Annotated in this window: 26 protein-coding genes; 6 read left to right on the forward strand and 20 right to left on the reverse strand. The window is 65.4% G+C overall.

What is annotated here, in order from left to right:
• Positions 1–683 (reverse strand): transposase (locus tag OOZ63_RS04985; RefSeq protein ID WP_266004299.1); only part of this gene is annotated, 683 nt, incomplete at its 3' end.
• A gap of 157 nt (positions 684–840) precedes the next feature.
• Between OOZ63_RS04985 and OOZ63_RS04990 the strand changes: the two genes are divergently transcribed.
• Entirely contained in the window at positions 841–1,095 is a 255-nt protein-coding gene (locus OOZ63_RS04990) for a helix-turn-helix domain-containing protein (protein WP_266004301.1), read from the forward strand.
• 55 nt (positions 1,096–1,150) lie between these two features.
• On the opposite strand, the gene OOZ63_RS04995 is transcribed toward OOZ63_RS04990, so the two are convergent.
• The 8 genes from OOZ63_RS04995 to OOZ63_RS05030 all read right to left on the reverse strand — a co-directional run bounded on the left by OOZ63_RS04995 (position 1,151) and on the right by OOZ63_RS05030 (position 8,515).
• Positions 1,151–1,447 carry a hypothetical protein gene (locus tag OOZ63_RS04995; RefSeq protein ID WP_266004302.1) on the reverse strand — a complete coding sequence of 99 codons (297 nt, stop codon included), beginning with the start codon at positions 1,445–1,447 and terminating at the stop codon, positions 1,151–1,153.
• A gap of 477 nt (positions 1,448–1,924) precedes the next feature.
• Entirely contained in the window at positions 1,925–2,377 is a 453-nt protein-coding gene (locus tag OOZ63_RS05000; RefSeq protein ID WP_266004303.1) for a DUF4148 domain-containing protein, read from the reverse strand.
• A 179-nt stretch (positions 2,378–2,556) separates the two neighbouring features.
• Positions 2,557–3,345 carry an enoyl-CoA hydratase gene (locus OOZ63_RS05005; RefSeq protein WP_266004304.1) on the reverse strand — a complete coding sequence of 263 codons (789 nt, stop codon included), beginning with the start codon at positions 3,343–3,345 and terminating at the stop codon, positions 2,557–2,559.
• Positions 3,342–4,421 carry a DUF3108 domain-containing protein gene (locus OOZ63_RS05010; protein ID WP_266004305.1) on the reverse strand — a complete coding sequence of 360 codons (1,080 nt, stop codon included), beginning with the start codon at positions 4,419–4,421 and terminating at the stop codon, positions 3,342–3,344. Before OOZ63_RS05010 ends, OOZ63_RS05005 begins: the two co-directional genes overlap by 4 nt.
• Complete coding sequence (locus OOZ63_RS05015) at positions 4,406–6,160, reverse strand: M61 family metallopeptidase (protein WP_266004306.1); 1,755 nt, start codon at positions 6,158–6,160, stop codon at positions 4,406–4,408. Before OOZ63_RS05015 ends, OOZ63_RS05010 begins: the two co-directional genes overlap by 16 nt.
• A gap of 4 nt (positions 6,161–6,164) precedes the next feature.
• Entirely contained in the window at positions 6,165–6,623 is a 459-nt protein-coding gene (locus tag OOZ63_RS05020) for a DUF3429 domain-containing protein (protein ID WP_266004307.1), read from the reverse strand.
• A gap of 39 nt (positions 6,624–6,662) precedes the next feature.
• On the reverse strand, positions 6,663–7,376 hold the full coding sequence (locus OOZ63_RS05025; RefSeq protein WP_266004308.1) for a DsbC family protein: 714 nt from the start codon (positions 7,374–7,376) through the stop codon (positions 6,663–6,665).
• Between the two features lie 26 nt (positions 7,377–7,402).
• Complete coding sequence (locus OOZ63_RS05030) at positions 7,403–8,515, reverse strand: FAD-dependent monooxygenase (RefSeq protein ID WP_266004309.1); 1,113 nt, start codon at positions 8,513–8,515, stop codon at positions 7,403–7,405.
• 87 nt (positions 8,516–8,602) lie between these two features.
• Between OOZ63_RS05030 and ychF the strand changes: the two genes are divergently transcribed.
• From ychF to rpoH, 4 genes are all read left to right on the forward strand, one after another.
• Positions 8,603–9,694, forward strand: a complete 1,092-nt coding sequence (gene ychF, locus OOZ63_RS05035) for a redox-regulated ATPase YchF (RefSeq protein WP_266004310.1) — start codon at positions 8,603–8,605, stop codon at positions 9,692–9,694.
• Positions 9,695–9,749: 55 nt separating this feature from the next.
• The gene (locus tag OOZ63_RS05040) at positions 9,750–12,923 is read left to right on the forward strand and encodes a CHASE domain-containing protein (protein ID WP_266004312.1); all 3,174 of its coding nucleotides are present in this window, start codon (positions 9,750–9,752) and stop codon (positions 12,921–12,923) included.
• Positions 12,924–12,960: 37 nt separating this feature from the next.
• Positions 12,961–13,467, forward strand: coding sequence for a chemotaxis protein CheW (locus OOZ63_RS05045; RefSeq protein WP_266004313.1), 507 nt, complete (start codon positions 12,961–12,963; stop codon positions 13,465–13,467).
• Positions 13,468–13,618: 151 nt separating this feature from the next.
• Positions 13,619–14,536, forward strand: a complete 918-nt coding sequence (gene rpoH / locus OOZ63_RS05050) for an RNA polymerase sigma factor RpoH (protein WP_266004314.1) — start codon at positions 13,619–13,621, stop codon at positions 14,534–14,536.
• A gap of 168 nt (positions 14,537–14,704) precedes the next feature.
• On the opposite strand, the gene OOZ63_RS05055 is transcribed toward rpoH, so the two are convergent.
• The 7 genes from OOZ63_RS05055 to OOZ63_RS05085 all read right to left on the reverse strand — a co-directional run bounded on the left by OOZ63_RS05055 (position 14,705) and on the right by OOZ63_RS05085 (position 20,924).
• On the reverse strand, positions 14,705–15,367 hold the full coding sequence (locus tag OOZ63_RS05055; protein WP_266004315.1) for a hypothetical protein: 663 nt from the start codon (positions 15,365–15,367) through the stop codon (positions 14,705–14,707).
• A gap of 37 nt (positions 15,368–15,404) precedes the next feature.
• Entirely contained in the window at positions 15,405–15,872 is a 468-nt protein-coding gene (locus tag OOZ63_RS05060) for an excisionase family DNA-binding protein (protein ID WP_266004317.1), read from the reverse strand.
• 1,034 nt (positions 15,873–16,906) lie between these two features.
• The gene (locus OOZ63_RS05065) at positions 16,907–17,524 is read right to left on the reverse strand and encodes an SCO family protein (protein ID WP_266004318.1); all 618 of its coding nucleotides are present in this window, start codon (positions 17,522–17,524) and stop codon (positions 16,907–16,909) included.
• Positions 17,521–18,432, reverse strand: coding sequence for a heme o synthase (gene cyoE / locus OOZ63_RS05070; RefSeq protein WP_266004319.1), 912 nt, complete (start codon positions 18,430–18,432; stop codon positions 17,521–17,523). The genes OOZ63_RS05065 and cyoE overlap by 4 nt, the downstream gene beginning before the upstream one ends.
• A complete protein-coding gene (locus OOZ63_RS05075) occupies positions 18,429–19,535 on the reverse strand; it encodes a COX15/CtaA family protein (protein WP_266004320.1) in 1,107 nt (368 codons plus the stop codon). The genes cyoE and OOZ63_RS05075 overlap by 4 nt, the downstream gene beginning before the upstream one ends.
• Positions 19,535–20,179, reverse strand: a complete 645-nt coding sequence (locus OOZ63_RS05080) for an SCO family protein (protein WP_266004323.1) — start codon at positions 20,177–20,179, stop codon at positions 19,535–19,537. The genes OOZ63_RS05075 and OOZ63_RS05080 overlap by 1 nt, the downstream gene beginning before the upstream one ends.
• 16 nt (positions 20,180–20,195) lie before the next feature.
• On the reverse strand, positions 20,196–20,924 hold the full coding sequence (locus OOZ63_RS05085; RefSeq protein ID WP_266004324.1) for an SURF1 family protein: 729 nt from the start codon (positions 20,922–20,924) through the stop codon (positions 20,196–20,198).
• A gap of 42 nt (positions 20,925–20,966) precedes the next feature.
• Between OOZ63_RS05085 and OOZ63_RS05090 the strand changes: the two genes are divergently transcribed.
• A complete protein-coding gene (locus OOZ63_RS05090; RefSeq protein WP_266004325.1) occupies positions 20,967–21,185 on the forward strand; it encodes a DUF2909 domain-containing protein in 219 nt (72 codons plus the stop codon).
• Between the two features lie 75 nt (positions 21,186–21,260).
• Here the strand turns inward: OOZ63_RS05090 and OOZ63_RS05095 are convergent, their stop codons facing one another.
• The 4 genes from OOZ63_RS05095 to OOZ63_RS05110 are packed head-to-tail and all read right to left on the reverse strand — an operon-like array spanning position 21,261 to position 23,151.
• Positions 21,261–22,145: a cytochrome c oxidase subunit 3 gene (locus OOZ63_RS05095; protein ID WP_266004326.1), complete on the reverse strand. Its 885-nt coding sequence runs from the start codon at positions 22,143–22,145 to the stop codon at positions 21,261–21,263.
• A gap of 43 nt (positions 22,146–22,188) precedes the next feature.
• Complete coding sequence (locus OOZ63_RS05100; protein ID WP_266004327.1) at positions 22,189–22,428, reverse strand: DUF2970 domain-containing protein; 240 nt, start codon at positions 22,426–22,428, stop codon at positions 22,189–22,191.
• Positions 22,425–23,030 carry a cytochrome c oxidase assembly protein gene (locus tag OOZ63_RS05105; protein ID WP_266004328.1) on the reverse strand — a complete coding sequence of 202 codons (606 nt, stop codon included), beginning with the start codon at positions 23,028–23,030 and terminating at the stop codon, positions 22,425–22,427. The genes OOZ63_RS05100 and OOZ63_RS05105 overlap by 4 nt, the downstream gene beginning before the upstream one ends.
• A gap of 7 nt (positions 23,031–23,037) precedes the next feature.
• A complete protein-coding gene (locus OOZ63_RS05110; protein WP_262971178.1) occupies positions 23,038–23,151 on the reverse strand; it encodes a cytochrome oxidase small assembly protein in 114 nt (37 codons plus the stop codon).
• Position 23,152 lies beyond the last annotated feature (1 nt).

Genomic DNA, 23,152 nt, shown 5'->3' on the forward strand with positions numbered 1-23,152 from the left:
AACCCAGACAGCTTGGAGAACTTGAGCCGCAACTCGTCCCGAGACAGCGTCTGACTCACGAACGACACCGCCGCGGCAACATCGGCAAAGGGACCATGGCGAGCCACGGCGCGGCGCAAGCCATGCCGCAGCTGCGCCAGCACCTCGGGCCGTTTGGGTGACGACACGACCGCTCTGCCCGCTCCAGGACCAGCGAGAAGGCGTTCCTGCGCGGTACGAGCCGCACGAACGCCAGAAGCCTCCCGGACCGCCGGCCGAGCTTCGGCGCGGAGCACACCGACACTTGAAGTAGCGGCCGCACTGCTCTGACCCAGGACCTGCCGGAACGGCTGCAACACCTTGATCACCGGGCACACGGTCTGGGCATCAACATCGGACGCACACAGCAGTGACATCTTGTCGACACCCCGGCGGTCAAGGTCCTCCCACACGTATCGCCAGAACGCCCGTCCGACAGCGGCCCCGGGCCCGGCACCCAGCGCTTCCCAGTCGCCGTCCGCCAGTACGCCTACCGCCCAGGCCACCATCAGCTCTCGCAAAGCTCCATTGGCCGTGTGCACCTGGACCTGCTCTTCCTCCAAGTGAGAACGGCAGTAGCGCCAACAGAGCGCCAGCGGGTGCCCCGGGCTCAGCAGAATACGAGTGTTCATCGTGTCAATCTGGAGGCCAGTCAGTTGGGTCATAGCGTCTCCCACACGTCGATTGCCTCCTACGTGACGTCCGCACGCATGACATCGAGTCGGGTTGGCGACCAGCAATCGCGGCGACTCATGTAGGAGCAATTCAAATTGTGACTCAAACACGGCTGACTTAAAAGCATCAAAGCGAAAAACTTCGTCGGTGCCGTCAACCAATGCATCAAGAGCTCAGAGAAGGAGTGCCCGCGAACACCTCGCCGGCAACCTTGTCCTGATGCGCAGAGAGCGGGGTTGGTCGCAGGAGGATTTAGCTTTGGAAGCGGGGCTCCATCGCACGTTCGTTGCCCATGTCGAGCGCGGCGCACGGAACATTTCACTGGACAACATCGAGAAGCTAGCGATCGTGCTCGGCGTCGAAACATACCGCCTTCTGCGCCCGAGTTCGAGCACCGAGTAGCTTGCTTCGGCGTTGAGGCCCGTGTCCTCCGACATCATGCTGCGCGCAGCCCTGCTTAAGGCTGCTTGCGGCCGTCTGGTCGCAGTAGTTGACCGGATGCCGAGTCCGAAAGCGTTTGGAGGCTAGGCGACGCCGATGTCAGCTGCTCGCTGCCTACCTGTTGGCGATCATTGAAAACTGATCCTGAGCCGGCCCGCAGAACTTCAGGCGGGGGCACTTGGTGGTCGACGGCTTCATCGGCAAAACGCTTGCCATCCGGCCCTGCCGGCAGCTTTGCAACAACTTGCGCTGACTTGCGATCAGCGGCGGCATCGCTTGTGTAGATTTCCTGATCGTTGACCATCCACAGCATGCAAGGTGCGCCCAAAGTGGCCAGGCAGTGGGACGTCACCATGCGCGCACCCTCTACCTCGCTGGCCTGACCTGCAACCGCTGCAAACCGCTGCCCATCGGATGTAACGCCAAATGTCTTGTTGGCAGCCGCCGGCAAATACTGTCTTTGGTAGCCTTGTTTGGCAGCCTCAATGAGCTTGGGTGGGTACTTAGGTGCCTACTGAGCAAGTGCCGGGACGGCCAGAGACAAGGCAAGCAAAAGGATTGAGGAAGGCAGTTTCATCACAGGCGATTGAATAGATCGGGCAGGCCCTCGCTGAACGCGCGTCCCGAAAGGGCCTCAATCAGCGCCGAAAGCGCCGAAGTCCCACCGACCTACGGATCAAAGGCTCATCAACGGCTCAGAATCGAGAAACCACCCTCGCACACGCTGCAAGTCCAAAGTGAAAAGGCGGCCCGCGCGGGCCGCCTTTTCAAAGTTGGTACCAGTCTTTGATTACTGGGCGCTCTTGGGCTGACCCGCCAGTTGCTGGGATGCCGACTTAGCCGGGATCAGCGCGATCAGCTGCGCGTAGCTGGGGTTGTTGCTGTTCAGTACGTCCAGTTCGCCGCTGGCGCGGGCGCGCTCGAGTTCGGCCAGCACTTGGGCGCGGGTCGTTGTCGAGGCTGTGGCCTTGATGGCGACGCCGGACTCGCTGTTCAGACCATCGAGTTCACCGGCCTGGCGGGCGCGCTGCAGCTCGGCCACGACGGCGCTGCGGCTGGTCGTCGAAGCGGCGCTGATGGCGGTGCGGCCGAAGACATCGGGGTTTTCGAGGTTCTGGGCGACCAGTTCGCCTGCATTGCGGGCACGCACCAGCTCGGCGACGACTTCTTCACGGCTCAGGCCGTTGGCCATCGCGGCGCCGGCAGTCAACAGAGTCAGGGCAATTGCGGTCAGCTTCTTCATGATGAGTTCCTTTACGGTTGTTGGAGAACACCGCCGACCTTGTGAATCGATCCGCCGTGTCCATGGATGCAACTGTAAAACTCACCACTCAGTAAAAAAACTAGGCCAGCATGAATGGACCGTTCAAGAAATAAGAAGAATCCATGACAGGGTTAGCCCCGATTCGTCGATTTGTGCGATCAGCGGTGTTTGAACGCCGGTTTGCGCTTGTTGATGAAGGCGTCCATGCCCTCGCGCTGGTCGTCGGTGCCGAACAGCGCATGGAAATAGCGCCGCTCCACATTGACGCCGTCGATCAGCGGGCCCTGGTAGGCCAGGTTCACCAGCTCCTTGATCAAGGCCACCGAGGGCGCGCTGAAGCCGTTGATCTGATCGGCAGCGGCCAGCGCTTCCTCCAGCAGCTTGTCGGCCGCGACGACGCGCGATACCAGGCCGCCCCGCTCGGCTTCGGCCGCATCCATCATGCGGGCGGTCAGCAGCATGTCCATGGCCTTGCTCTTGCCGACTGCGCGCGGCAGGCGCTGGGTGCCGCCGGCGCCTGGGATGATGCCCAGCTTGATCTCGGGTTGGCCAAACTTGGCCGTATCCGCGGCAATGATGAAATCACACATCATCGCCAGCTCGCAGCCGCCCCCCAGCGCGAAGCCGGCCACCGCCGCGATCACCGGCTTCCTGACCTGCAGAATAGTCTCCCAGTTCTTCGAGATCAGCCCGCTCTTGAAGGCGCTCATGAAGTTGTGCGGGGCCATGGTCGGGATATCAGCGCCGGCCGCGAAGGCGCGCTCCGAACCCGTCAGCACGATGCAGCCAATGCTGTCGTCAGCGTCGAAGGCCAGCAGGGCCTGGCCCAGCTCGTCCATCAACTGGTCATTGAGCGCATTGAGCTGCTTGGGGCGGTTCAGGGTGATCAGGCCGGTCTTGCGCTCGCCCTCGCCCTGCACTGCGGTCAGGATGCATTCGTAAGTCATTCGGGTCTCCGTGTGTCTTGTGGCTCGATGGGCGCAACTATAGGGTCAGGCACGGCCTGCAGCGGCGGCGCCTTCAGCATCAGGTCGAGATGGCTGCCGTCGTCCTGACGTATCAGCAGCCGCACCGGCAGGTATTGCAGACCCGGCGCCAGCCAAACCTCGGCCTTCAGGTCCTGGACACGGCCCTCCCCATGGTCGAACAGCGGCCGCAGATGCCAGGTGCTCAGCGGCCCCATCGGCGTGTACAGCTCCTCCTCACCGATCACCTCGTAGCGCCAGCGGTAGAGCCGGCGTGGCAGGGCCAGGGGCATCTCAATGACCAGGCCCGGCCGCAGCGTTTCACGCCCGGTCAGGAACAGCCAGGTCAGCTGCACGAACTGACTGGCCGCATCCTGCACGCCCGGCGGCTGGGGCTGCGCCTTGCCGTCGGCCAGCCGCAAGACCTGACCCTCGAACGCGACCCTGCTGCGCCGTGCCTCGCGCAGCAGCATCTTCGTGTCCTCGTCATAGCGCTCGGGCGCGATACCATGGGGCGTCAACAGACCGTCGCTGCTCATGCGGCGCGTGATCAGCGGCGCGAAACTGGCGCCGACCAGCACATCGAGGTGCACCTGGTAGCGCCGGCCTTGGCGCAGCCATTGCACCTGGGCCTCACCCTCCAGCGGCCCACGGAAGTTGCCTTGCAAGCGATAGCTGAGCTGGGTGGACAGCGGCCATTCCGGGCCGGGCTCGGCCGGCTCGGCCGGCGCGGGTTCTGCCACTGCGGGCAACTCGGCTGGCGCCGCCAACTCTGCCAGCGCCTCAAGCGCGGGAACTTCGGGCAGCGGCGCCAGCGGGCGGCTCTGCAGGGGCCCGGGCTTGAACCTTGGCATCGGCGCCGGAGCGACCAGCCGTTTGGGGGGCGCCTGCTCGACCAGTTCGCGGACAAAGGCCGCCGCCAGCCGTTGCGGCGTTGCCTCGCCCGGCGGCGGCTGCAGCTGCAGTGTGTGCCCCAGCCAGCCATGCGCCAGCAGCACCAGCAGCACGATCAGGGCCAGCAGGCCCCGGTGGCGGCTGCGCCTTAGCTGCCCAGCCATGCCCGGCGCAGGCCGAGAGCGCGCGCCGGGGCTTTCTCGCCCGGACTCAGCCGCACCGGCGCCCCGGCCTGCGCCTGCAGGGGCAGACACAGGTTCAGGCTCAGCATCCGCTGGTCGCGCGCCACCAGCAGCGCCATCTGGCTCAGGCGTTCGGGCGCCAAGGTTTGCAGCGCCTCGTCGAGCTTGCGTAAGCGCCAGCCGTTGCAGGCCACGATCTCATCACCGGCCGCCAGCCCGCCGGCCAGCGCCGCCGAGCCCTGCAGCACCTGCTTGACACGGATGCCGTCCGTCTCGCCGACCCGCAGGCCCAGGCGCTGGGCCAGGCTCGCCTTGTCGCTGCACCAACGCACCCCGACACGCTCGAGCAGCGCCGGCAGCGGCAGGTCGTCGGTGCTGTGCACCCACTGCCGCAGTTCCTCAGCCAGCGCCGCACCACCGAGCTCTGCGACCACGGCAAGGATATCGGCCTCGCTGATGGGCCCGCCGCCGCTGCGCTGCCACAGCTGGCGCAAGACCTCATCGAGGCTGGCACTTCGAGTGGGCGCTTGAGATTGGCTGCGCAGACTCAGGTCCAGCGCCAGCGCCAGCAGCGCGCCCTTGGCGTAGTAGCTGACGGTGGAGTTGGGCGTGTTCTCGTCCTGGCGGTAGTAGCGGATCCACGCATCGAAGCTGGCCTGGGCCAGGCTTTGCTGCTTGCGCCCCGGCACGGCCAGCACCGCGCTGATGGTGGCGCTGAGCAACTTCAGATAGCGGGCCTCATCGATCAGGCCGCAGCGTCGCAGCATCAGATCGTCATAGTAGGAGGTGAAGCCCTCGAAGAACCACAGCAGCTCGGTGTAGTTCTCCTGGCTGTAATCGAAACTGGCGAAGGTATCGGGGCGCAGGCGCTTCACGTTCCAGGTGTGGAAGTACTCGTGGCTGATCAGGCCCAGCAGACGCACATAGCCATCCGAGATCTCCTGCTGCCCCAGCACCGGCAGATCACGGCGTGCGGCGATCAGCGCGGTGCTGGCACGATGTTCGAGCCCGCCATAGCCGTCATCCACCGCATTGAGCAAAAAGACATACCGCTCAAATGGCAGGGCCGCAGCGCCGCGCCGCTCGCCGTGCCACAAGGCAATCTGCGCCTCGCAGATGCGTTGCGTATCGGCCAGCAGCCGCGTACCGTCAAACACCGGCAACGCGCCGCTGACCACCAGCTGATGCCGCACGCCGGCGGCGCTGAACTCGCCGCGCCAAAAGCGACCCAGCTCAAAGGGATGGTCGATCAGCTCATCGTAGTCGGCCGCCTGATAGCTAGACACGCCGGTGGCCATCATCGAGGTGGCGACCTGCCAGCCCTCTGGCAGCCCCGACAGCTCGATGCCGTGGCTCTGAGCTTCCTTGCCGTGGGCGCGCAGGCACAGGCTGGCGCCGTTGAAGAAGCCCCGCTGAGCGTCCACAAAGGCGGCCCGGACCGAGCTGTCGAAGGCATAGACCTGGTAGCTGACAACCAGGGCGCCGCGGCCGCTGCAGCGCGCCTCCCAGCTGCATTTGCTGGTCTGGCGCAAGGCCACCGTGCGGCTGCCCTGGCGCGCATGCAGGCCGCCGAGGTGGCGGGAGAACTCGCGCACCATATAACTGCCCGGTATCCAGACCGGCAGACTCAGCGCCTGCACTTCAGCCGGCGCCGGAATCGTCAACGTGAGCTGGAACAGATGCGCGTGGGCATCGGCGATCTCGATCTTGTAATTGATCATCCGCTCAGCTGCCCGCAGCACCCAGGAAGCAGCACAGGCCGGCGATCGCACTGAGCCGGAACCGCAAAGTCAGCCAGGCGCCAGCGCCCAGAGCCGGGTAGCAGCGCCGGTCAACCAGATAGCAGACCACCAGCATGACCCCGTGCACGACCAGGCCCGCATAGGCCGGCATCACCACGGCCACCCAGGCCAGCAGCGAGGGCACGACGCCCCAGACAAAGGGCTGTGGCGACGGGATCTGCTGCCGAAAACCAAGGCCCCAGTGAATGCCGCCCAGAAAGGACACGATCACGGCGGCATAGGCTGACAGCCCGAGCGCCGCGAAGGCATGGGCGTCAGCATTGAAGCCTGCCAGCAGCCAGATCAGCGCGGCGCCCAGCACGAAGGGGATCAGCCCGGCATAAGCCAAGCGCTGGGCCAGCGGATTCAATGGCAAGGGGCTGGCGCTCGCGGCAGCAGGCATGCGTCGCTCCGAAATGGGAAAAAGAATGAAAAGAGAAGGTCAGGACTTGCTGGCTGCCAGGCGGCGCTCCAGCTGCTCGGCGCTGATCGCGCCCGGGGCGCGGCTGCCGTCCTCGAAGATCACGGCCGGCGTGCCGTTGATCTGGTGCTTGCGCGCAAGCGCCAGATTGCGTTCGATGGCCGCATCATCACAGCTACCGGCGGGCTTGGGCGGCGCCTTGCCGTCCAGCATCCAGGCCATCCACGTCGCGGTGTTGTCCTTGGCGCACCATATGGCGCGCGACTTGTCCGGCGAATCGCCACCCAGGATGGGGATCAAAAAGGTGTAGACGGTGATGTCCTTGACGTCTTGCAGACTGCGCTCAAAGCGCTTGCAATAGCCACAGTTCGGATCGGCAAAAACGGCGATGCGGCGCTTGCCATTGCCACTCTTCCAGACCATTGCATCCTTTAGCGGCAGCGCGGCGAAATCGATCTGATTGAGCTTGTCGACCCGCTCGGCGGTCAGGTTGCGCCGCGCCTTCACATCGATCAATTCGCCCTCGATCAAGTAGCTGCCCGTCGGGTCGACGTAGCGAATCTCGTTGCCGATGCGGATCTCCCACAGGCCCGGAAACGCGGCGGCGCGCACCTCGTCGATCTTAGGCAGATTGGGCAGGCGCTCGGTCAGATTCTTGCGGATCACCGCCTCATTGGCCTGTGCCAGCGGCGCGCACAGCAGCAAGGCCAGGCCCAGCGACTTCATCTTCAGCATCGGAGTCTTCCTCGGGTAATCGTGATTCACAAGCCCAGCGCGCGCGACGTCAGCCAGCGCTTGACGGGCGGCAGCCGGTTCAGCAGGCCCATGCCCTGGTTGCGCAGTCCGCGCAGGGCTGGGGCTTCGCTGGCAAAGACGCGCAGCAGCCCATCGGTCAGCTCGCCCATGGCCCAAGTCGGCGCGGCCCGCTCGCGCGCATAGCGGCGCAGCAAGCGTTCGTCGGACACGGCTCGCCAGCTCTCGCGCTGCCGCAGCACCCGAGCCAGCGCCGCGACGTCGGCCAGGCCCAGGTTCAAGCCCTGGCCGGCTAAGGGGTGCACCAGATGGGCGGCGTCACCCAGCAGCACCCAGCCGGGCCCGCTCACCGCATCGGCCCGCGCCAGCGCCAGCGGCCAGGCGGCGCGCGCGCCGCTCAGGCGTAGCGCGCCGGCCTCGCCACCGGTGGCCGCCATCAAGGCCTGCTCGAACTCGGCCTCGCTGGCCGCCAGCAACTCGGCCGCGCGGGCTTCGGGCAGGGACCACACCAGGCCGTAGGACTGGGCCGGCGCCGGCCGCTCGAAGGGCAGCAGGGCCAGCACATCCGGTGAGCGGAACCATTGCCGCGCGACACCTTGGTGCGGCCGGTCCGCAAGCAGGCGGGCCGCGATCGCATGGTGTCCGTAGGCCTGCTTTTCAAAATTCACGCCTAAAGCGGCGCGGCCGGCGGAGTCGCGCCCCTCGCACAAGGCCTGCAGCTCGGCCGGCACAGGCTGGCTCACGCGCCGCACGTGGGGCGCAAAGCCGACCGCCACACCCAGCTGCTGATCCAGCGCACCGGCGTCGACGATATATGCCAGCTCGCGCACGCCCTGCTGCCATGCCGAGAACGCCAGCTGGCCGGCAGCCTGATCGCCCTGCACCTGCATTTCATAGACCGGACTGATGGCATCCGGCGGCAGCGCATCCCAGACCCTGAGCTCGCGCAGCAGTGCCACCGAGGCGGCATTCAGCGCATAGGTGCGCAAATCGTCATCACGCGCCACGGCTGGCGGGTCGCTCCCGAGCAAGGCCACGCGCAGCCCCTGAGCGCCCAGCGCCAGGGCCAAAGCCCGGCCTACACAGCCCTCACCACGCACCAGGATGTCGACTCTTTCCATAGTGCGCATTGTAGGAGGCGCAGGTGCGGCGGCCCGGGGGCGATTAAAATGCCCGTTTTGCCATCCGGCCCCAGCGAAAGTTCCCCCATGAGCCTCAAATGCGGCATCGTGGGCCTGCCCAATGTGGGCAAGTCCACCCTGTTCAACGCCCTGACCAAGGCCGGCATCGCCGCCGAGAACTACCCGTTTTGCACCATCGAGCCCAATGTGGGCATCGTGGAGCTGCCCGACCCGCGCTTGCAGCAGCTCGCCGAGATCGTTCAGCCCGAGCGCGTGGTCCCGGCAGTGGTCGAGTTTGTCGACATCGCCGGCCTGGTGGCGGGTGCCTCCAAGGGTGAAGGCCTGGGCAATAAGTTCCTCTCCCACATCCGCGAGACCGATGCCATTGTCAACGTGGTGCGCTGTTTCGAGGACGGCAACGTGGTCCACGTCAATGGCCGCGTCGACCCGATCTCCGACATCGAGGTGATCCAGACCGAGCTCTGCCTGGCCGATATGGGCACGGTCGAGAAGAGCCTGCACCGCTACAACAAGGTGGCGCGCGCCGGCGACAAGGAGGCGATCGCCCTGGTCAAAGTGCTTGAAAAGTGCGAGGCCGCGCTCAATGAAGCCAAGCCGGTGCGCACCATCGATTTCAGCAAGGAAGAGCTGGTGCTGCTCAAGCCGTTGTGCCTGATCACCGCCAAGCCGGCGATGTTCGTGGCCAATGTGGCGGAGGATGGTTTCGACAACAACCCCTTCCTGGAACGCTTGAAGGAATACGCGGCCGCGCAGAACGGCCCCGTGGTCGCGATCTGCGCCAAGACCGAAGCCGAGCTGTCGGAGATGAGCGACGAGGACCGTGCGATGTTTCTGGCCGAGATGGGCCAAGAAGAGCCCGGCCTGAACCGCCTGATCCGCGCCGGTTTCAGCCTGCTGGGCCTTCAGACCTATTTCACGGCCGGCGTCAAGGAAGTGCGCGCGTGGACGATCCACAAGGGCGACACCGGCCCGCAGGCCGCAGGCGTGATCCACACCGACTTCGAACGCGGCTACATCCGCGCCCAGACGATTGCCTTTGAGGACTTCATCCAGTTCAAGGGTGAGCAAGGCGCGAAGGACGCCGGCAAGATGCGGGCCGAGGGCAAGGAGTACGTTGTCAAGGATGGCGACGTGCTGAACTTCCTGTTCAACGTCTAAGCCAGAAGTGCATCGCGGCCACACTGGCCGCAAGCTCTGGGCTAGGATGGGGCGAATGCCGCCCCCTCATCGTCTGCTCACCAGTTGGCCCGTGCAGGCCCTGGCTTTGGCTCTGGCCTACGCGCTGTTGGGCCTGCTGACGGTCAAGCTGGCCGTCCCCCCGAACTACGCCTCGCCGCTGTACCCCGGTGCCGGACTTGCGCTCGCAGCCGTGCTGTGCCTGGGCGCCAAGGTCGCGCCGGGGATCTGGCTGGGCTCCTTCAGTGTCAATCTGTGGCTGGGTCAGGACATCGGCCTGCACTCCCTGCTGGTACCGGCGCTGGCCGCTATCGGCGCAACGCTGCAAGCCCTCGCGGGGGCCTGGCTGGTCAGGCGCTGGGTCAGCCAGCCGTTGACGCTGTCGGAGCCGCGCGATCTGGCGCGCTTTTATCTACTCGGCGCCGGCCTGGCCTGCGTGGTCAGCGCAAGTTGTGGCACTGCGGCACTGCTGCTAGCCGGGGCCATCGCGCCAGCCGATCTGGCTGCCAACTGGGCGTCCTGGTGGCTGGGCGACACGGTGGGTGTGCTCATTGGCGCGCCCATGGCCCTGACCCTGCTGGCCCAGCCGCGCAGCGCCTGGGCGCCGCGTCTGCTCAGCGTCGGTCTGCCGCTCTTGATCGCGACCCTGCTGATGGCACTGGCCACCCTGAAGGTCAGCGAATGGGACGCCCACCGCGAACGCAGCAATTTCGAGCGCGAAGCCGCCGCCGCTGCCAGCGCCCTGGAGACCGCACTGCGCGAGCCGCTGGGCGCGCTCGAGGCGATGCACGGACTGCTGCTGGTGGCGCCGCAAATCAGCCGCGCCGACTTCGAGCGCGGCAGCGCCGCCTACTTGCTGCCCGGCGGCAATTTGCTGGCCTTGGGCTGGGCCGCTGAGCTGGCGCGCACCGATGTCGCAGCGTTCGACCTGCAGGCCCAGGCCGAGGGACTGTCCGCATACCAGGCCCGGGATCGCCAACGGCCCGGCGACTTCAGACCCGCGGCCGATGAACCGATGCTGGCAATCCGGTTGATCGAGCCGCTGGCCCGCAACGCGCCGGCGCTTGGTGTCAACATCCGTTCGATTCCGGCCTCGCGCCAGGCCCTGCTGCGTGCCCAGCGCAGCGCCCTGCCCTCAGCCACCGCCGGCTTTCAGCTCTCGCAAGACAGCGGGGTTTCGCTCGGGGTGGTGGTCTATCAGTCTTTGTACTGGGGCCAGCCCAGCACCGAGGCGCTGCGCCGACTCACGCATCGCGGCGTGGTGTTCGCCACCATCCGGCCCGATCTGCTGGTGCAGAGCGTCTCGACCAAGATGCCGGCCCATCTGCGTCTGTGCCTGGTCGACACCGATCCGGCCGCCCCGCACCGCCGCCTGGCCGGTCCCGCCGGCTGCGAAACCCTGACCAGCGCGGCGCAGCACACGCTGCGCCCGGTCAGCTTCGCGGGGCGCAACTGGGACATCGTGATCTATGCGCCGCAAGGCGGGCCGCGCGAGTCGGGTCGCAGCAGTTGGGCCTTCGCGATGGTAGGGCTGCTGTGCACCGCCCTGCTGGGGGCGCTGTTGCTGACAGTGACCGGTCGGGCGCGCCGCATTGCCGATCTGGTGCAGGAGCGCACGGCCGAGCTGCAGCACGAGGTCGGCGAGCGCGAGCGCGCCTCGCGCGCCCTGATTGAGAGCGAGAGGAGATTTCGCAATATCTTTGACAACGTGCCGATCGGCATCATCTTTGCCGACGTCGACGGCATGCCGCAAGAAGCCAACCCGCACATCTGTCGCATGCTCGGCTATGGGGCCGAGGAACTGCTCGGCATGCGCAGCCTGGCCATCACTCATCCGCAGGACCGCAGCGAAGACGTTCGCCTGGCCCGTCTGCTGCTCGCCGGCAAGATCGGCATGTACCGGCGCGAGAAACGCTATCTGGCCAAGGACGGCCGCATCGTCCATGGCCGCGCACTGGTCAGCCTGCTGCGCGATGCCAAGGGCGAGCCCTATCGCCTTGTGGGTGTGGTCGAGGACATCACTGACCAGCTCAAAATGCGTGAGCTGGAGCATGCCCGCGCGGCTGCCGAGGCGGCCAACCGGGCCAAGAACGAGTTTCTGTCGCGCATGAGCCACGAGCTGCGCACGCCGCTGAACGCGATGCTGGGCTTTACACAACTCTTGGAGATGGACAGGACGCAGCCGCTGTCGGAGCGACAGCGTGGCTGGGCCGCCCAGGTCCAGCAGGCCGGCTGGCATCTGCTGGAGATGATCAACGACACGCTGGACCTGTCGCGCATCGAGTCGGGCTCGATGAAGCTGGATTTGCAGCGACAGAACCTGGCCGAACTGCTCGATGACGCGCTGGCGCTGATCGAAAAGCCAGCCGGTCAGCGCGGCATTGCCGTACACAAGGCGCTGGATGCGCAGGCGCTGCACGCGCAGGGCGATGCGACCCGGATCCGGCAGGTTCTGACCAATCTGCTGAGCAACGCCGTCAAATACAACATCGAGGGTGGCAGCATCACCATCGGCTCGCGCCGGGTCGATGCGCTGAGCGTCGAGCTCAGCGTCAGCGACAGCGGCCTGGGGCTCAGCCCGGCCCAGTTGTCCGCGCTGTTCCAGCCTTTCAATCGCCTGGGCCGCGAGCACAGCGGCACCGAGGGCACGGGCATCGGCCTGGTGATCTGCAAGCGTCTGGCCGAGCTGATGGGCGGCTCCTTGACGGTCAGCAGCGTCGAGGGCAAGGGCTCCCGCTTCGCTTTGCGCCTGCCGGCAGCGACGCAGGCCGGCCCGCAGACGGGCGTCAGCGCCGGGCCGGCCGCGGAGCCTGCGTATGCGGCGCCCAAGCGGGTCGTCTATATCGAGGACAACGCCACCAATGTTGAGGTCATGCGCGGCATTCTTGCGCAGCGTCGGCAGATCCGGCTGGAGGTCCATGCCGATGGCGGCAGCGGCCTGGCCGCCGTGCTGGCCGATCCGCCCGATTTGCTGCTACTGGACATGCAGCTGCCCGACACCACCGGCCTGGCGGTGCTGCAAGCCTTACGAGCCGAGCCGCAATGCGCGGCGCTGCCGGTGGTGGCGGTGTCGGCCAATGCCTTGCCCGACCATATCGAGCGAACCCGCGCCGCCGGTGCTCAGCACTACCTGACCAAGCCGGTGGAGGTGCGCGAGTTGCTGGACCTGTTGGACGAATTGCTCGGCGGTGCCGGGCCGCAGGCAAAATAAGGCATTCCCGCCCACCGTTTTGAAGGCCCTGACGCTCATGAGTTCAACCGAACTGGCCCCTGCCCCGTCCACCGCCCTGCTCGCCGCCGACTCCCGCTCCGCGCGCGCCAGCGGGCAGTACCTGAGTTTTCGGATCAGCGCCGAGGAATATGGCATCGACATCCTGAAGGTCCAGGAGATCCGCTCCTACGAAGCCCCGACTCGGGTCGCCAACGCACCGGCCTTCGTCAAGGGAGTGGTCAATCTGCGCGGCGTCATCGTGCCCATCGTCGACCTGCGCCTGCGCCTGGGCCAGACCGCCGAGTACAGCAGCTTCACCGTCGTGATCGTGCTCAATGTCTGCAACCGGGTGGTCGGCATCGTCGTCGACTCGGTCTCCGATGTGCTGGAACTGAAGGCCGGCGAGATCATGGCCGCCCCCGAGATCGGCTCGGCCATCGACACCCGCTTCGTCACCGGGCTGGGCAAGGTGGCCGACCGCATGCTGATACTGCTGGACATCGAGGGCATGGTCGGCAGCCAGGATTTCGGCCTGATTGACTGAGATCAAGCTCTCTATGTTAGTACCCGCTTACGCCGGGATTGTTCATGAATATGAACTACAGCATTGACCCCAGCGGTTTAGCACTCTTTTGCCGGGAGTGCTAATATTGGTCCTATTGGAGCCATGGGCTTCGTTTGGCTGAGGACATTCAATGACCACACCTACTGCACTGGCTGTTCGTGACCCCTGGGCTCTGCTGCCCTCGCTGGGCAATCTGGATGCCTACATCACGGCCGTGAACCGCCTGCCGATGCTGACCCCGGAGGAGGAGCTGTCCTTCTCGCGCCGCCTGCGCGAGCATGGCGATCTGGAGTCCGCCGGCCGTTTGGTGCTGTCGCATCTGCGCCTGGTCGTGTCGATCTCGCGCCAGTATGTCGGCTATGGCCTGCCGCAGGGTGACCTGATCCAGGAGGGCAATGTCGGCCTGATGAAGGCCGTCAAGCGCTACGACCCCGAGCAGGGCGTGCGCCTGGTCAGCTATGCCATGCACTGGATCAAGGCCGAGATCCACGAGTACATTCTGAAGAACTGGCGCATGGTCAAGGTCGCGACGACCAAAGCCCAGCGCAAGCTGTTCTTCAATCTGCGCTCGATGAAGCACAGCCTCAAGGAAGATGCGGCCGACGGGCAGACGCACCGCAACACGCTCACCGAGGCTGAGCTCGAGCATGTGGCGCGTGAACTCAACGTCAAGCGCGAGGAAGTGCTGGAGATGGAGACACGCCTGTCGGGTGGCGATGTGGCACTAGAGCCGCAGACCGACGACGACGGCGAGAGCTTCGCACCGATCGCCTATCTGGCCGACGACAGCCAGGAACCGACCCGTGTGCTGGAAGCCCAGGCGCGCGACGACCTGGCAGGCAACGGCATCAGCCGCGCGCTCGCAGTGCTCGATGACCGCAGCCGCCGCATCGTCGAGGAGCGCTGGCTCAAGGTCAACGACGACAGCTCGGGCGGTATGACCCTGCACGAGCTGGCGGCCGAGTACGGCGTGTCGGCCGAGCGCATCCGCCAGATCGAGGTGGCGGCGATGAAGAAAATGCGCAAGGCGCTGGCCGAGCCGGCTTGAACACAGCCCCCCAGCAAAAAGTCCCTGCTCGCCGCAAGCCGTTCGCTTATTCTGTTGAAAAATTTGACAGCTCATCGACTTGATCCAGTCGGGCCTCTTCGGGGGCCCGACCGCTTTTTGGCGATCCGGCGGGATGCGCAGCTTCCGAAGCGCGTGACGCGATTCGACTTACCGGGGCGGCCCACGCTCTGGTAATTTCACTTTCCACTTCTTGGAGTAGAAGTTCGCCGTTGCTTTGGCTCCATGCACGACCAACAGGCCCAACAGGTCTGATTGGGTAAAAGGCGGAGCTTTCAAGTCATTGGCTGTCTTCAGCAATGCCCGCTCCACCCTGCCTGGCGCTGCGTTGTTCAGCTCGTTGATGAATGCACCGGGTGAAACGACGCCAATGCCAATGGCCTTCATGTCCTTGACGGCGAGGTGGACCAAATTGCTGGACACGACATATATCTTGTCGGAAAGCCCCTCTCCATGTGAGAGGCCGTGCAAGACGAGCGCCGCGGAAGCCACGTGGATGTCGCCCTTGTTCACCCCTGTTGGGACCTTGCTTTCATATTCAGGCTGGTCGTAAAGCAGCACTTCATGCTCGGGTCCCGCCGCAGAGCGAAAGCAACCCAGCCGGCCATTCGCCTTGGCGATGTGAGCTGGGTCCGGCGGCGCGGCGGCAAACTTGTGCCGCTGCGCCTTGCTTTTGGCCAGCGCCACCGCGCCGAAGTTTTTGATGAACTCAGCTTCGATGGTCTTGGTCCAGCGAGGGTGATACAGGCCCTCCAAGAACAAGTCGAACAGGATGTCGGAGAGGCGGGGCGGGAGAAGAACATTGGTGTCCAAGACCGCCAATGTTGTTCCCCCAGGCGACAGGGGGTGGTCAATCGGCACCGCGGCGGCTCCGCTTCGCCGCCTTCACATAGGCATCGTCGGGGATTGAATACATCTGCGCGTCAGCCGCGGCCTTGCGATAGTCCTTGTCGCCAGCCGCCGCTTTTGCGGCCTCTATCCATTTCAAGACGGACGCCTTCGGCACTTTGCGGTGCCCCCCCTTGGATTTCACGCCGCCCTCCAACTTGTCGGCGTCAATCAGCATGGCGACATACGGCCGGCTGCAATCCATGAGCTTGGCGGCCTCTTCCGTGCTGAGCATCTCGACGCCGCCAGCTTGGGCAGGCTTTCCGATGGTTTCATTGGACACGCGCGCCAAATGAATCTGCATGGCCAATCGCAGTTCCTTGGCATTGTCGTCTTGTCCATCGAGGAGCTCGTGCAGCGCGCGGGCCATGATGCCCGGCTTGGCTGGCTGCCCCATGGCTGCCAGCTTCTCAACCAATCTGAGGCTCATGGCCACCAATGGGTCCGTCCCCGCCCGTTGGGATCGTTTGAGTGTTGTGGCCACATAACCTCCTTTTCGTTTTATGGAATTTAATCGAAAAACGAAACGACTGCAATGCGATTGACATGGGCGTTGGATCCGCAGGCCGCTAGGCCGCCCCTTCGAGCTCGGCGTGGTCGACCATGCCAGGGTTGCGGCTCACTCTGACCAGGTGGCGATAGGCAGTCTGCTCGCTCTGGCGATCCACAATGGCCAGCCCTCGAGGTGGATGGTCCGCGGGGCGATGTCGAGCAGTGGCCGCTGGTGCAGGTGAATTCGACGGTCCCGTCGGGCGTCTCGACCACGCCGCAGGCCCCTGCGGTCATGAAGGCGATGCGATTGATCGCCGGCTGGTGAACTTGGCCGCCGAGGAGAAGGTGTTCCGAGCAGGCCATGCACTTACACAGCGGGGCGAGCCTGCCGTGGTCGCGCCAAACGAGGAGTAGAAGGGCTTACCGACCGACACGCCCGGGCCGTGGTGGACGCAGTCGGCTTGGGGCAAGCTTGGCTCGGCGATTTCGGGCCGAAGGCGGTCACGCTCCTCGGCGATGCCGTCGATGCCTTCGAGCGAAAAGCCTCGCCGCACGCGTTGCACCAGGCCATGAGAATCCCTTTGCCCGACGCCACGATCCGGTAGGTGCTGGGGTCGGTACTTGCCGCGGTCTCCTTGGTAGCCGTGGCCATCGGCGGAGCACCGTAGTTCGAGCAGGTGGGCGTCTTGCAGAAATTGAGCTGGATGCTCTGGCTCTCCCAAGCAATCCGCGGAGGCTTGGTCCCGACATCGGGGTTGGCGGCGATGACCAGGTCGAAGTCGTCGGGCGGAACCGGCGGCGGGTTCAAATGGTCAAAGCGTCCACCGGGAGTGGATTCACCCCCCGCACAAGATTTCTTCTGCACGCCAGCCCCTTTTGAAAAAGACCAAGCCCCACGGTTGACGAACAGCCACGAGGCCGAGAATTTCAACCGATGAAGCGGCCGGCTTATGCTCGCAGGGCTCTTTTCATTCAGGCTTTCTCGGCCAGCAGCAGCTTCAGGTCATCGGTCAGCGCCTGGGCGCCCGAGCCATAGCGCGAGAACACCCGCACCCTGCCTTGCGCATCGAACAGAAAGCTCGCGGCCGTGTGGTCCATGGTGTAGGAGCCTTCGGTCTTGCCCGGCACCTTGGCGTAATAGACCTTGAACTCCTTGGCCACCGCCTTGGTCTGCTCCTCGCTGCCGCGCAGTGCGACAAAGCTCGGGTCGAAGCTGGCCAGATAGGCTTTGAGCAGCGCTGCGGTATCGCGCTCCGGATCGACCGTGACGAAGATGCCCTGCACCCGGTCGCCGTCCGGACCCAGCGCCTTCTTGACCTGGGCCAACTCTGCCATCGTGGTCGGGCAGACATCGGGGCATTGCGTGAAACCGAAGAACACCACCAGCACCTTGCCCTTGAAGTCACCCAAGGTGCGGGGCTGGCCGTCCTGATCGCTCAGATTGAGCTGGCGGGCATATTCGGCACCGGTCAGGTCCACGCCCTTGAAGGCCGGCTTGGCGGTGTTACCAAAGCCCAGTTGGTCGCAGCCGCCCAACAGCAGGGATGAGGAGATGGCGGCGAGACCGAGGAGGAGGTGGCGTTTATTCATGACAGCAGGGGCATCAGGTAGTGGTCCAGCAGCAGTGCGGCGAACAGCAGCGACAAATGCCAGATCGAGAAACGGAAAGTGGCACGCGCCAACTCATCCGAGTAGTGGCGCCAGAGTTTCCAAGCATAGCCACAGAAACCCAGGCCCAGCACGACGGCCGCCACCAGGTAGATCCAGCCGCTCATGCCCGTTAGGAAAGGCAGCAAGGTCGCGGCCAGCAGGATCCAGGTGTAGAGCACCACCTGCAGCTTGGTGTAGTCAGCGCCGTGGGTGACAGGCAGCATCGGCAGGCCGGCCTTCGCATAGTCCTCGGCACGGTACAGGGCCAGGGCCCAGAAGTGCGGCGGGGTCCACAAAAAGATGATCAGGCACAGCATCAGCGCCTCGGGACCGACCTCGCCGCGCAGTGCCGCCCAACCCAGTACCGGCGGCATCGCGCCCGAGGCACCGCCGATCACGATGTTCTGCGGCGTGGCCGGCTTCAGTATCACCGTGTAGATCACCGCGTAGCCCACAAAGGTCGCGAATGTCAGCCACATCGTCAGCGGATTGACCCAGAACCACAGGATGGCCGAGCCCAGCGCGCACAGCACGGCCGAGAACGTCAGCGTCTGCACCCGGCTCAGCTGCCCCTTGGCGGTGGCACGCCAGGATGTGCGCTTCATCTTGGCGTCGATCTGCTCCTCGATCAGGCAGTTGAAAGCCGCCGCGGCGCCGGCCACCAACCAAATGCCGGCGGTGGCCGCCAGCATCACGCCCCATTGGGCATTGCTGGGCATGCCGGGCACGGCCAGCGCCATGCCGATGACGGCGCAGAACACGATCAGCTGCACGACGCGGGGCTTGGTCAGCTGATAGAACTGCTGGAAGCGCGAGGCCGGCAGCGCGGAAGAGGAGGCTTGGGTCATGGCGAGGGTCGGCTCGCCTGGGACAGGCGTGCCAGCATAAAACTCAGCAGTGTCAACAAGGCGGCCGCGCCGCCGGTATGGGCCAGGGCCGCTACGATGGGCCAGTCCAGCACCACATTCGACAGCCCGCTGATCAGCTGCCAGACGGCGACCAAGAGCAGGCGGCGCGACCAGCGACGTGCATCGGCAGAACCACCGCGCCACAAGCGCCAGGCCAGCAGGCCCAGCGCCACGAAGACGATCAGCGCACCGATGCGATGCGCCATGTGAATGGCGGTCAAGGCGGCAAAGGGCAGCCAGCCACCATCGGAGCCAACACCAAGCTCGCGCCACAAGGTGAAGCCCTGCCCGAAGTCCATCGCCGGCCACCACTGGCCGGCATGGCATTGCGGAAAGGCGTCGCAGGCCAGCACCGCGTAATTGGTGCTGACCCAGCCGCCCAGCGCCACCTGAGCGATGGACAGTGCCAGCAGCAGCCAAGCCGCACGCCGCAGGCCGGTGCTCAGCACCAGCGGCTTGTGCTCATAGCCCTGGGCCTGCCAGGCCAGCAGCATCAGCAAGCCCATGCCGCCCAGCAGATGCAGGGTCACGACGGCCGGGAACAGCTTCATCGTGACAGTCAGCGCGCCGAACGCGCCCTGCATGCAGACCCAGACCAGCGTCAGCGTGGACCACCAGGGCGAGACCTGCAGATTCTTGGCTCGCCAGCTCATGATGCACAGCACCAGAATGAGAAAGCCGACGCCGCTGGCCAGATAGCGGTGGATCATCTCGACCCAGGCCTTGCCGTGCGTAACGGGGCCAGTCGGCATCGCGGTCTGTGCCGCATGGATCTCGTCCTTGGCACCCAAGGGGCTGGCGCTGCCATAGCAGCCGGGCCAATCTGGGCAGCCCAGGCCCGAGTCGCTCAGGCGCGTGAAGGCGCCGAAGATCACCAGGTCAAAGGTCAGGAACAGGGTCAGCAGGGTCAGCGCGCGCAGGCGCTGCTGTGGCGTCGCGCCCTTGGAGCGCAGCGCCAGCCACAGCAGCGGGCCTGCGCCCAGCAGGGCACCGGCCAGCAGCAGTTGCCACAGCGGCGACAGATCGATCAGCTCGGTTCCCATCAGCGCCCCGGCTTGTCCCAGCTCGCGTTGGCCTTGAGCACGCGGTTCAGATCGTTCTTGAGCTTGGCCGGCACGGGATCGACCGGCGAGCGCAGCATCCAGCGGCCCATCGGGTCGATCAGATAGAAGTGATCCTGCAAGACCTGACCCTGGGCCGGCTTGAGCCAGGCCTGCAGCTGCTCGCGCGGCGCGCGCAGCACGGTCACCGGCACGCCGGCCGCCAAAGCCTGCTGCAGCTCAGGGCGCAGCGGCGCGTCGTCCGCAATCAGCAGCAGCTTGTCGACCTTGTCGCGCTCCTTGCCCAGCATCTCGCGCAGCTGGCGCTGCATATAGAGGCGGTCCTCGCAGGCCTTGGCGCAGTTCGCGTCCTGCACGAGGGTCAGCAGCCACTGCCCCTTCAGCGACTCGGCGGCTATCGGCCGCCCGGCCAGATCGCGCAGCGCGAGCGCGGCCGGCAGCTCGACCGTCGGCTCGATCAGATCGCCATAGGGCTTGCCACTGAGCTTGAGCACATAGAAGCTGAAGTACGACGCGATCACCGGCGCCGCGCAGGCAAGCACCACCAGCAGCATGCTCAGCCGGCCGGCGCGGGTGCGCTGCTGGGCGGCCATCGCGCCCGGGTCGGGCAAGCTGTGCACGCTCATCGACAGGGGTTCGCTGTCAGGGCGTGCGGAGGCGGGGGCGGACGAGTTGGAACCAGACATAAAGACCCAGGAACAGCGCAGCGAGCGCAAACCATTGAAAGGCGTAACCGTAGTGCTTTTGCAAGCCGGCCTGCGGCACCGGCCAGTCGCGCAGCAGGCCGTCACCGGCCGAGGCAGCGTCGGCCTGCTGGATGACCGTCAGCGGCAACAGCGGCCGGCCGATTTCCTGCGCATAGGCGGCGGAGCTCAGATTCTGCCGGATCGCGCCGCTGGCCGGCGCCGGCAGCTCAAAGGCCCTCGACGGCGATGCCGCCAGACGCCCGCTCAACTCGACCGGATCGGTGCTGCTGCGCAGTGCCGGCACCTGCGCGAGCCGCCGCTCATCGCGGGCCACCCAGCCGCGCTGCACCAACACGGCCTCGGCTCGGTTGTCCAGCTGCAAGGGGGTCAACACATAAAAGCCAACCCGGCCATTCATCGTCCGGTTGTCGAGGAACACCGTCTGGTCGGCCAGCCAGCGCCCGCGCAGCAACACCCGGCGATGCAGCTGAGCTTCGGCCTGAGCCGGCTCGACGGCCAGCTCGGCCGCCTGCAGCGGCGCCAGCGCACCGCGCTGATCGAGCGCGGCCTGCCAGGCGCGCTTGTGCGCCGCCCGGTCCAATTGCCAGAAACCCAGGCGCGCGGCCAGGCCCACCGCCAGCACGGCGGCCAGCAGCACGACCCAGCGACGGCCAGCCGCCGTCATCGAGACGCCCCGATGGATGGGCCGGTGGAATAATCAGCGTCCATGAAAACCGTTTTCCTGCTCGCCTTCATCGGCATACTCGGCGCGCTGGCCGCTGCCGGCCTTTTCATGCTGCGCAATAGCGGGGGCAAACAGCGTGGCCCGAAGATGGCACGCGCGCTGGCCGTGCGGGTGGGCGTATCGGTGGCGCTATTCCTGTTCATTCTGCTGAGCTACTACATGGGCTGGATTCAACCGACCGGGGTCCCTCTGACGCGCTGACGAACACGCCAGCGAGCAATGAAAAAGCGCCGCTTCGAGCGGCGCTTTCATTTCAGCGCGAGACCGCGCCCATCATCACATCCAGTAAACGACGACGTACAGGCCCAGCCAAACGACGTCGACAAAGTGCCAGTACCAGGCCGCGCCCTCGAAACCGAAGTGGCGGTCCTTGGTGAAGTGGCCCTTGTGCAGGCGCAGCGTGATGAACAGCAGCATCAGCATGCCGACGAACACGTGGAAGCCGTGGAAGCCGGTCAGCATGAAGAAGGTCGAACCGAACACGCCGGAGCTGAGCTTCAAGTTCAGGTCGCGGTAGGCATGCATGTACTCGTAGCCCTGCACGAACAGGAAGACGATGCCCAGCAGCACGGTGGCCCACATGAAACCGATGGTCTTGCCGCGCTTGCCGTCCAGCATCGCGTGGTGAGCGATCGTCAGGGTCACGCCCGAGGTCAGCAGCAAGGCGGTGTTGATGGTCGGAAGCGGCCAGGGGCCCATGGTCTGGAAGGGCTCGACGATGCCGGCCGGCGAGGCCGTCATGCCGGCCGCCACGCTGGGCCACAGGGCCTTGAAGTCGGGCCACAGCAGCGCGTTTTCCAGGCTACCCAGACTCGGCACCGACTGGATGCGGGCCCAGTACAGCGCACCGAAGAAGGCCGCGAAGAACATCACTTCGGAGAAGATGAACCAGCCCATGCTCCAGCGGAAGGAGACATCGATGCGGTCACTGTAGAGGCCGCTCTCGCTCTCGCGGATCGCGTCGCCGAACCACTGCGTCAGCACCACGGCCCACCACAGCAGGCCAAAGCCCAGCGAGTAGGCACCCCAGTCATGCCCGTTGATCCACTGGCCTGCGCCCAGAATCACGAAGAACAAGCCGATGGCTGCCATGACCGGATGCCGTGAGGGTCCGGGCACAAAGTAGTAGGGGGTCTTCCCCGCCGTGGTCGCTGCCGACATATTTTTCTCCTCGAACTTAATCTCTGTTCAGTTCCGCTGACTCTCAGGCGCCGGCCACACCGCTGCCGATCACCCAGTTGACCAGCAGCACCAGCACCAGCACAAACATCAGGGCCCCGATCACTCCGGCGATGATCACATGCACCGGATTGAGCTTGGCCACGTCTTTTTCATAGTCGGCGCCGCGCCGCACACCGAAGAAGGCCCAGGCAATCGCCTTGACCGTCTGCAGGAACGAGGCCGGCCGCGCCGCCGCTTCTTTCAGGTCCTGACCGGCTTTCACAGTTTGGCCTCCGGCTGCACCAGCGCCTGCTGCTGCCCTTTGCCCGCCACCTCAAAGAAGGTGTAGGACAGGGTGATGGTCTTGACGTCCTTGGGCAGCTTGGGATCGATCACAAAGGCCACCGGCCACTGTTTCTTCTCGCCTGGCTGCAGCGTGTACTCGTTGAAGCAAAAGCACTCCAGCTTGTTGAAGTGGGCCGTGGCCTGCTTCGGGGCATAGCTGGGAATCGCTTGCGCCGACATCGCGCGCGACTGGATGTTCTGGAACTCGTACATCACCGTGGTCAGCTCGCCGGGATGCACCTCAAGATGCCTGACCGCCGGCTTGAAGTCCCACGGGCCGCGCGCATTGGCGTCGAACTCGATGGTGATCTTGCGGCTGTAGTCGATCTGGCTGTTCTTGACATCCTCGGCGCGCAGCACGTGCTGCCGCTCGGAGAGCGACAGCACATTGATACCCAGCGCGGTACAGATGGCGTTGTAGACCGGCACCAGCGCGTAGCCGAAGCCGAACATCAGCGCCACCACCAGGCTCAGCTTGCCGACCAGCTGCAGATTGTCTCTGCGCAGTGCGGCGGCGAGCATGTCGAGGCGGCTTTTCATGGCGGTCTCAGGCGCCCAGCATCAGGATCTTGGCCGTGAAGCCGATGGCGAACATCGCCGCCACCGACGCCAGGATCAGAGCCAGGCGCAGATTCTTCCTGCGTTGTTCAGGCGAGTTCATC

Source organism: Paucibacter sp. PLA-PC-4 (assembly GCF_026241155.1).
GTDB lineage: Bacteria > Pseudomonadota > Gammaproteobacteria > Burkholderiales > Burkholderiaceae_C > Roseateles_E.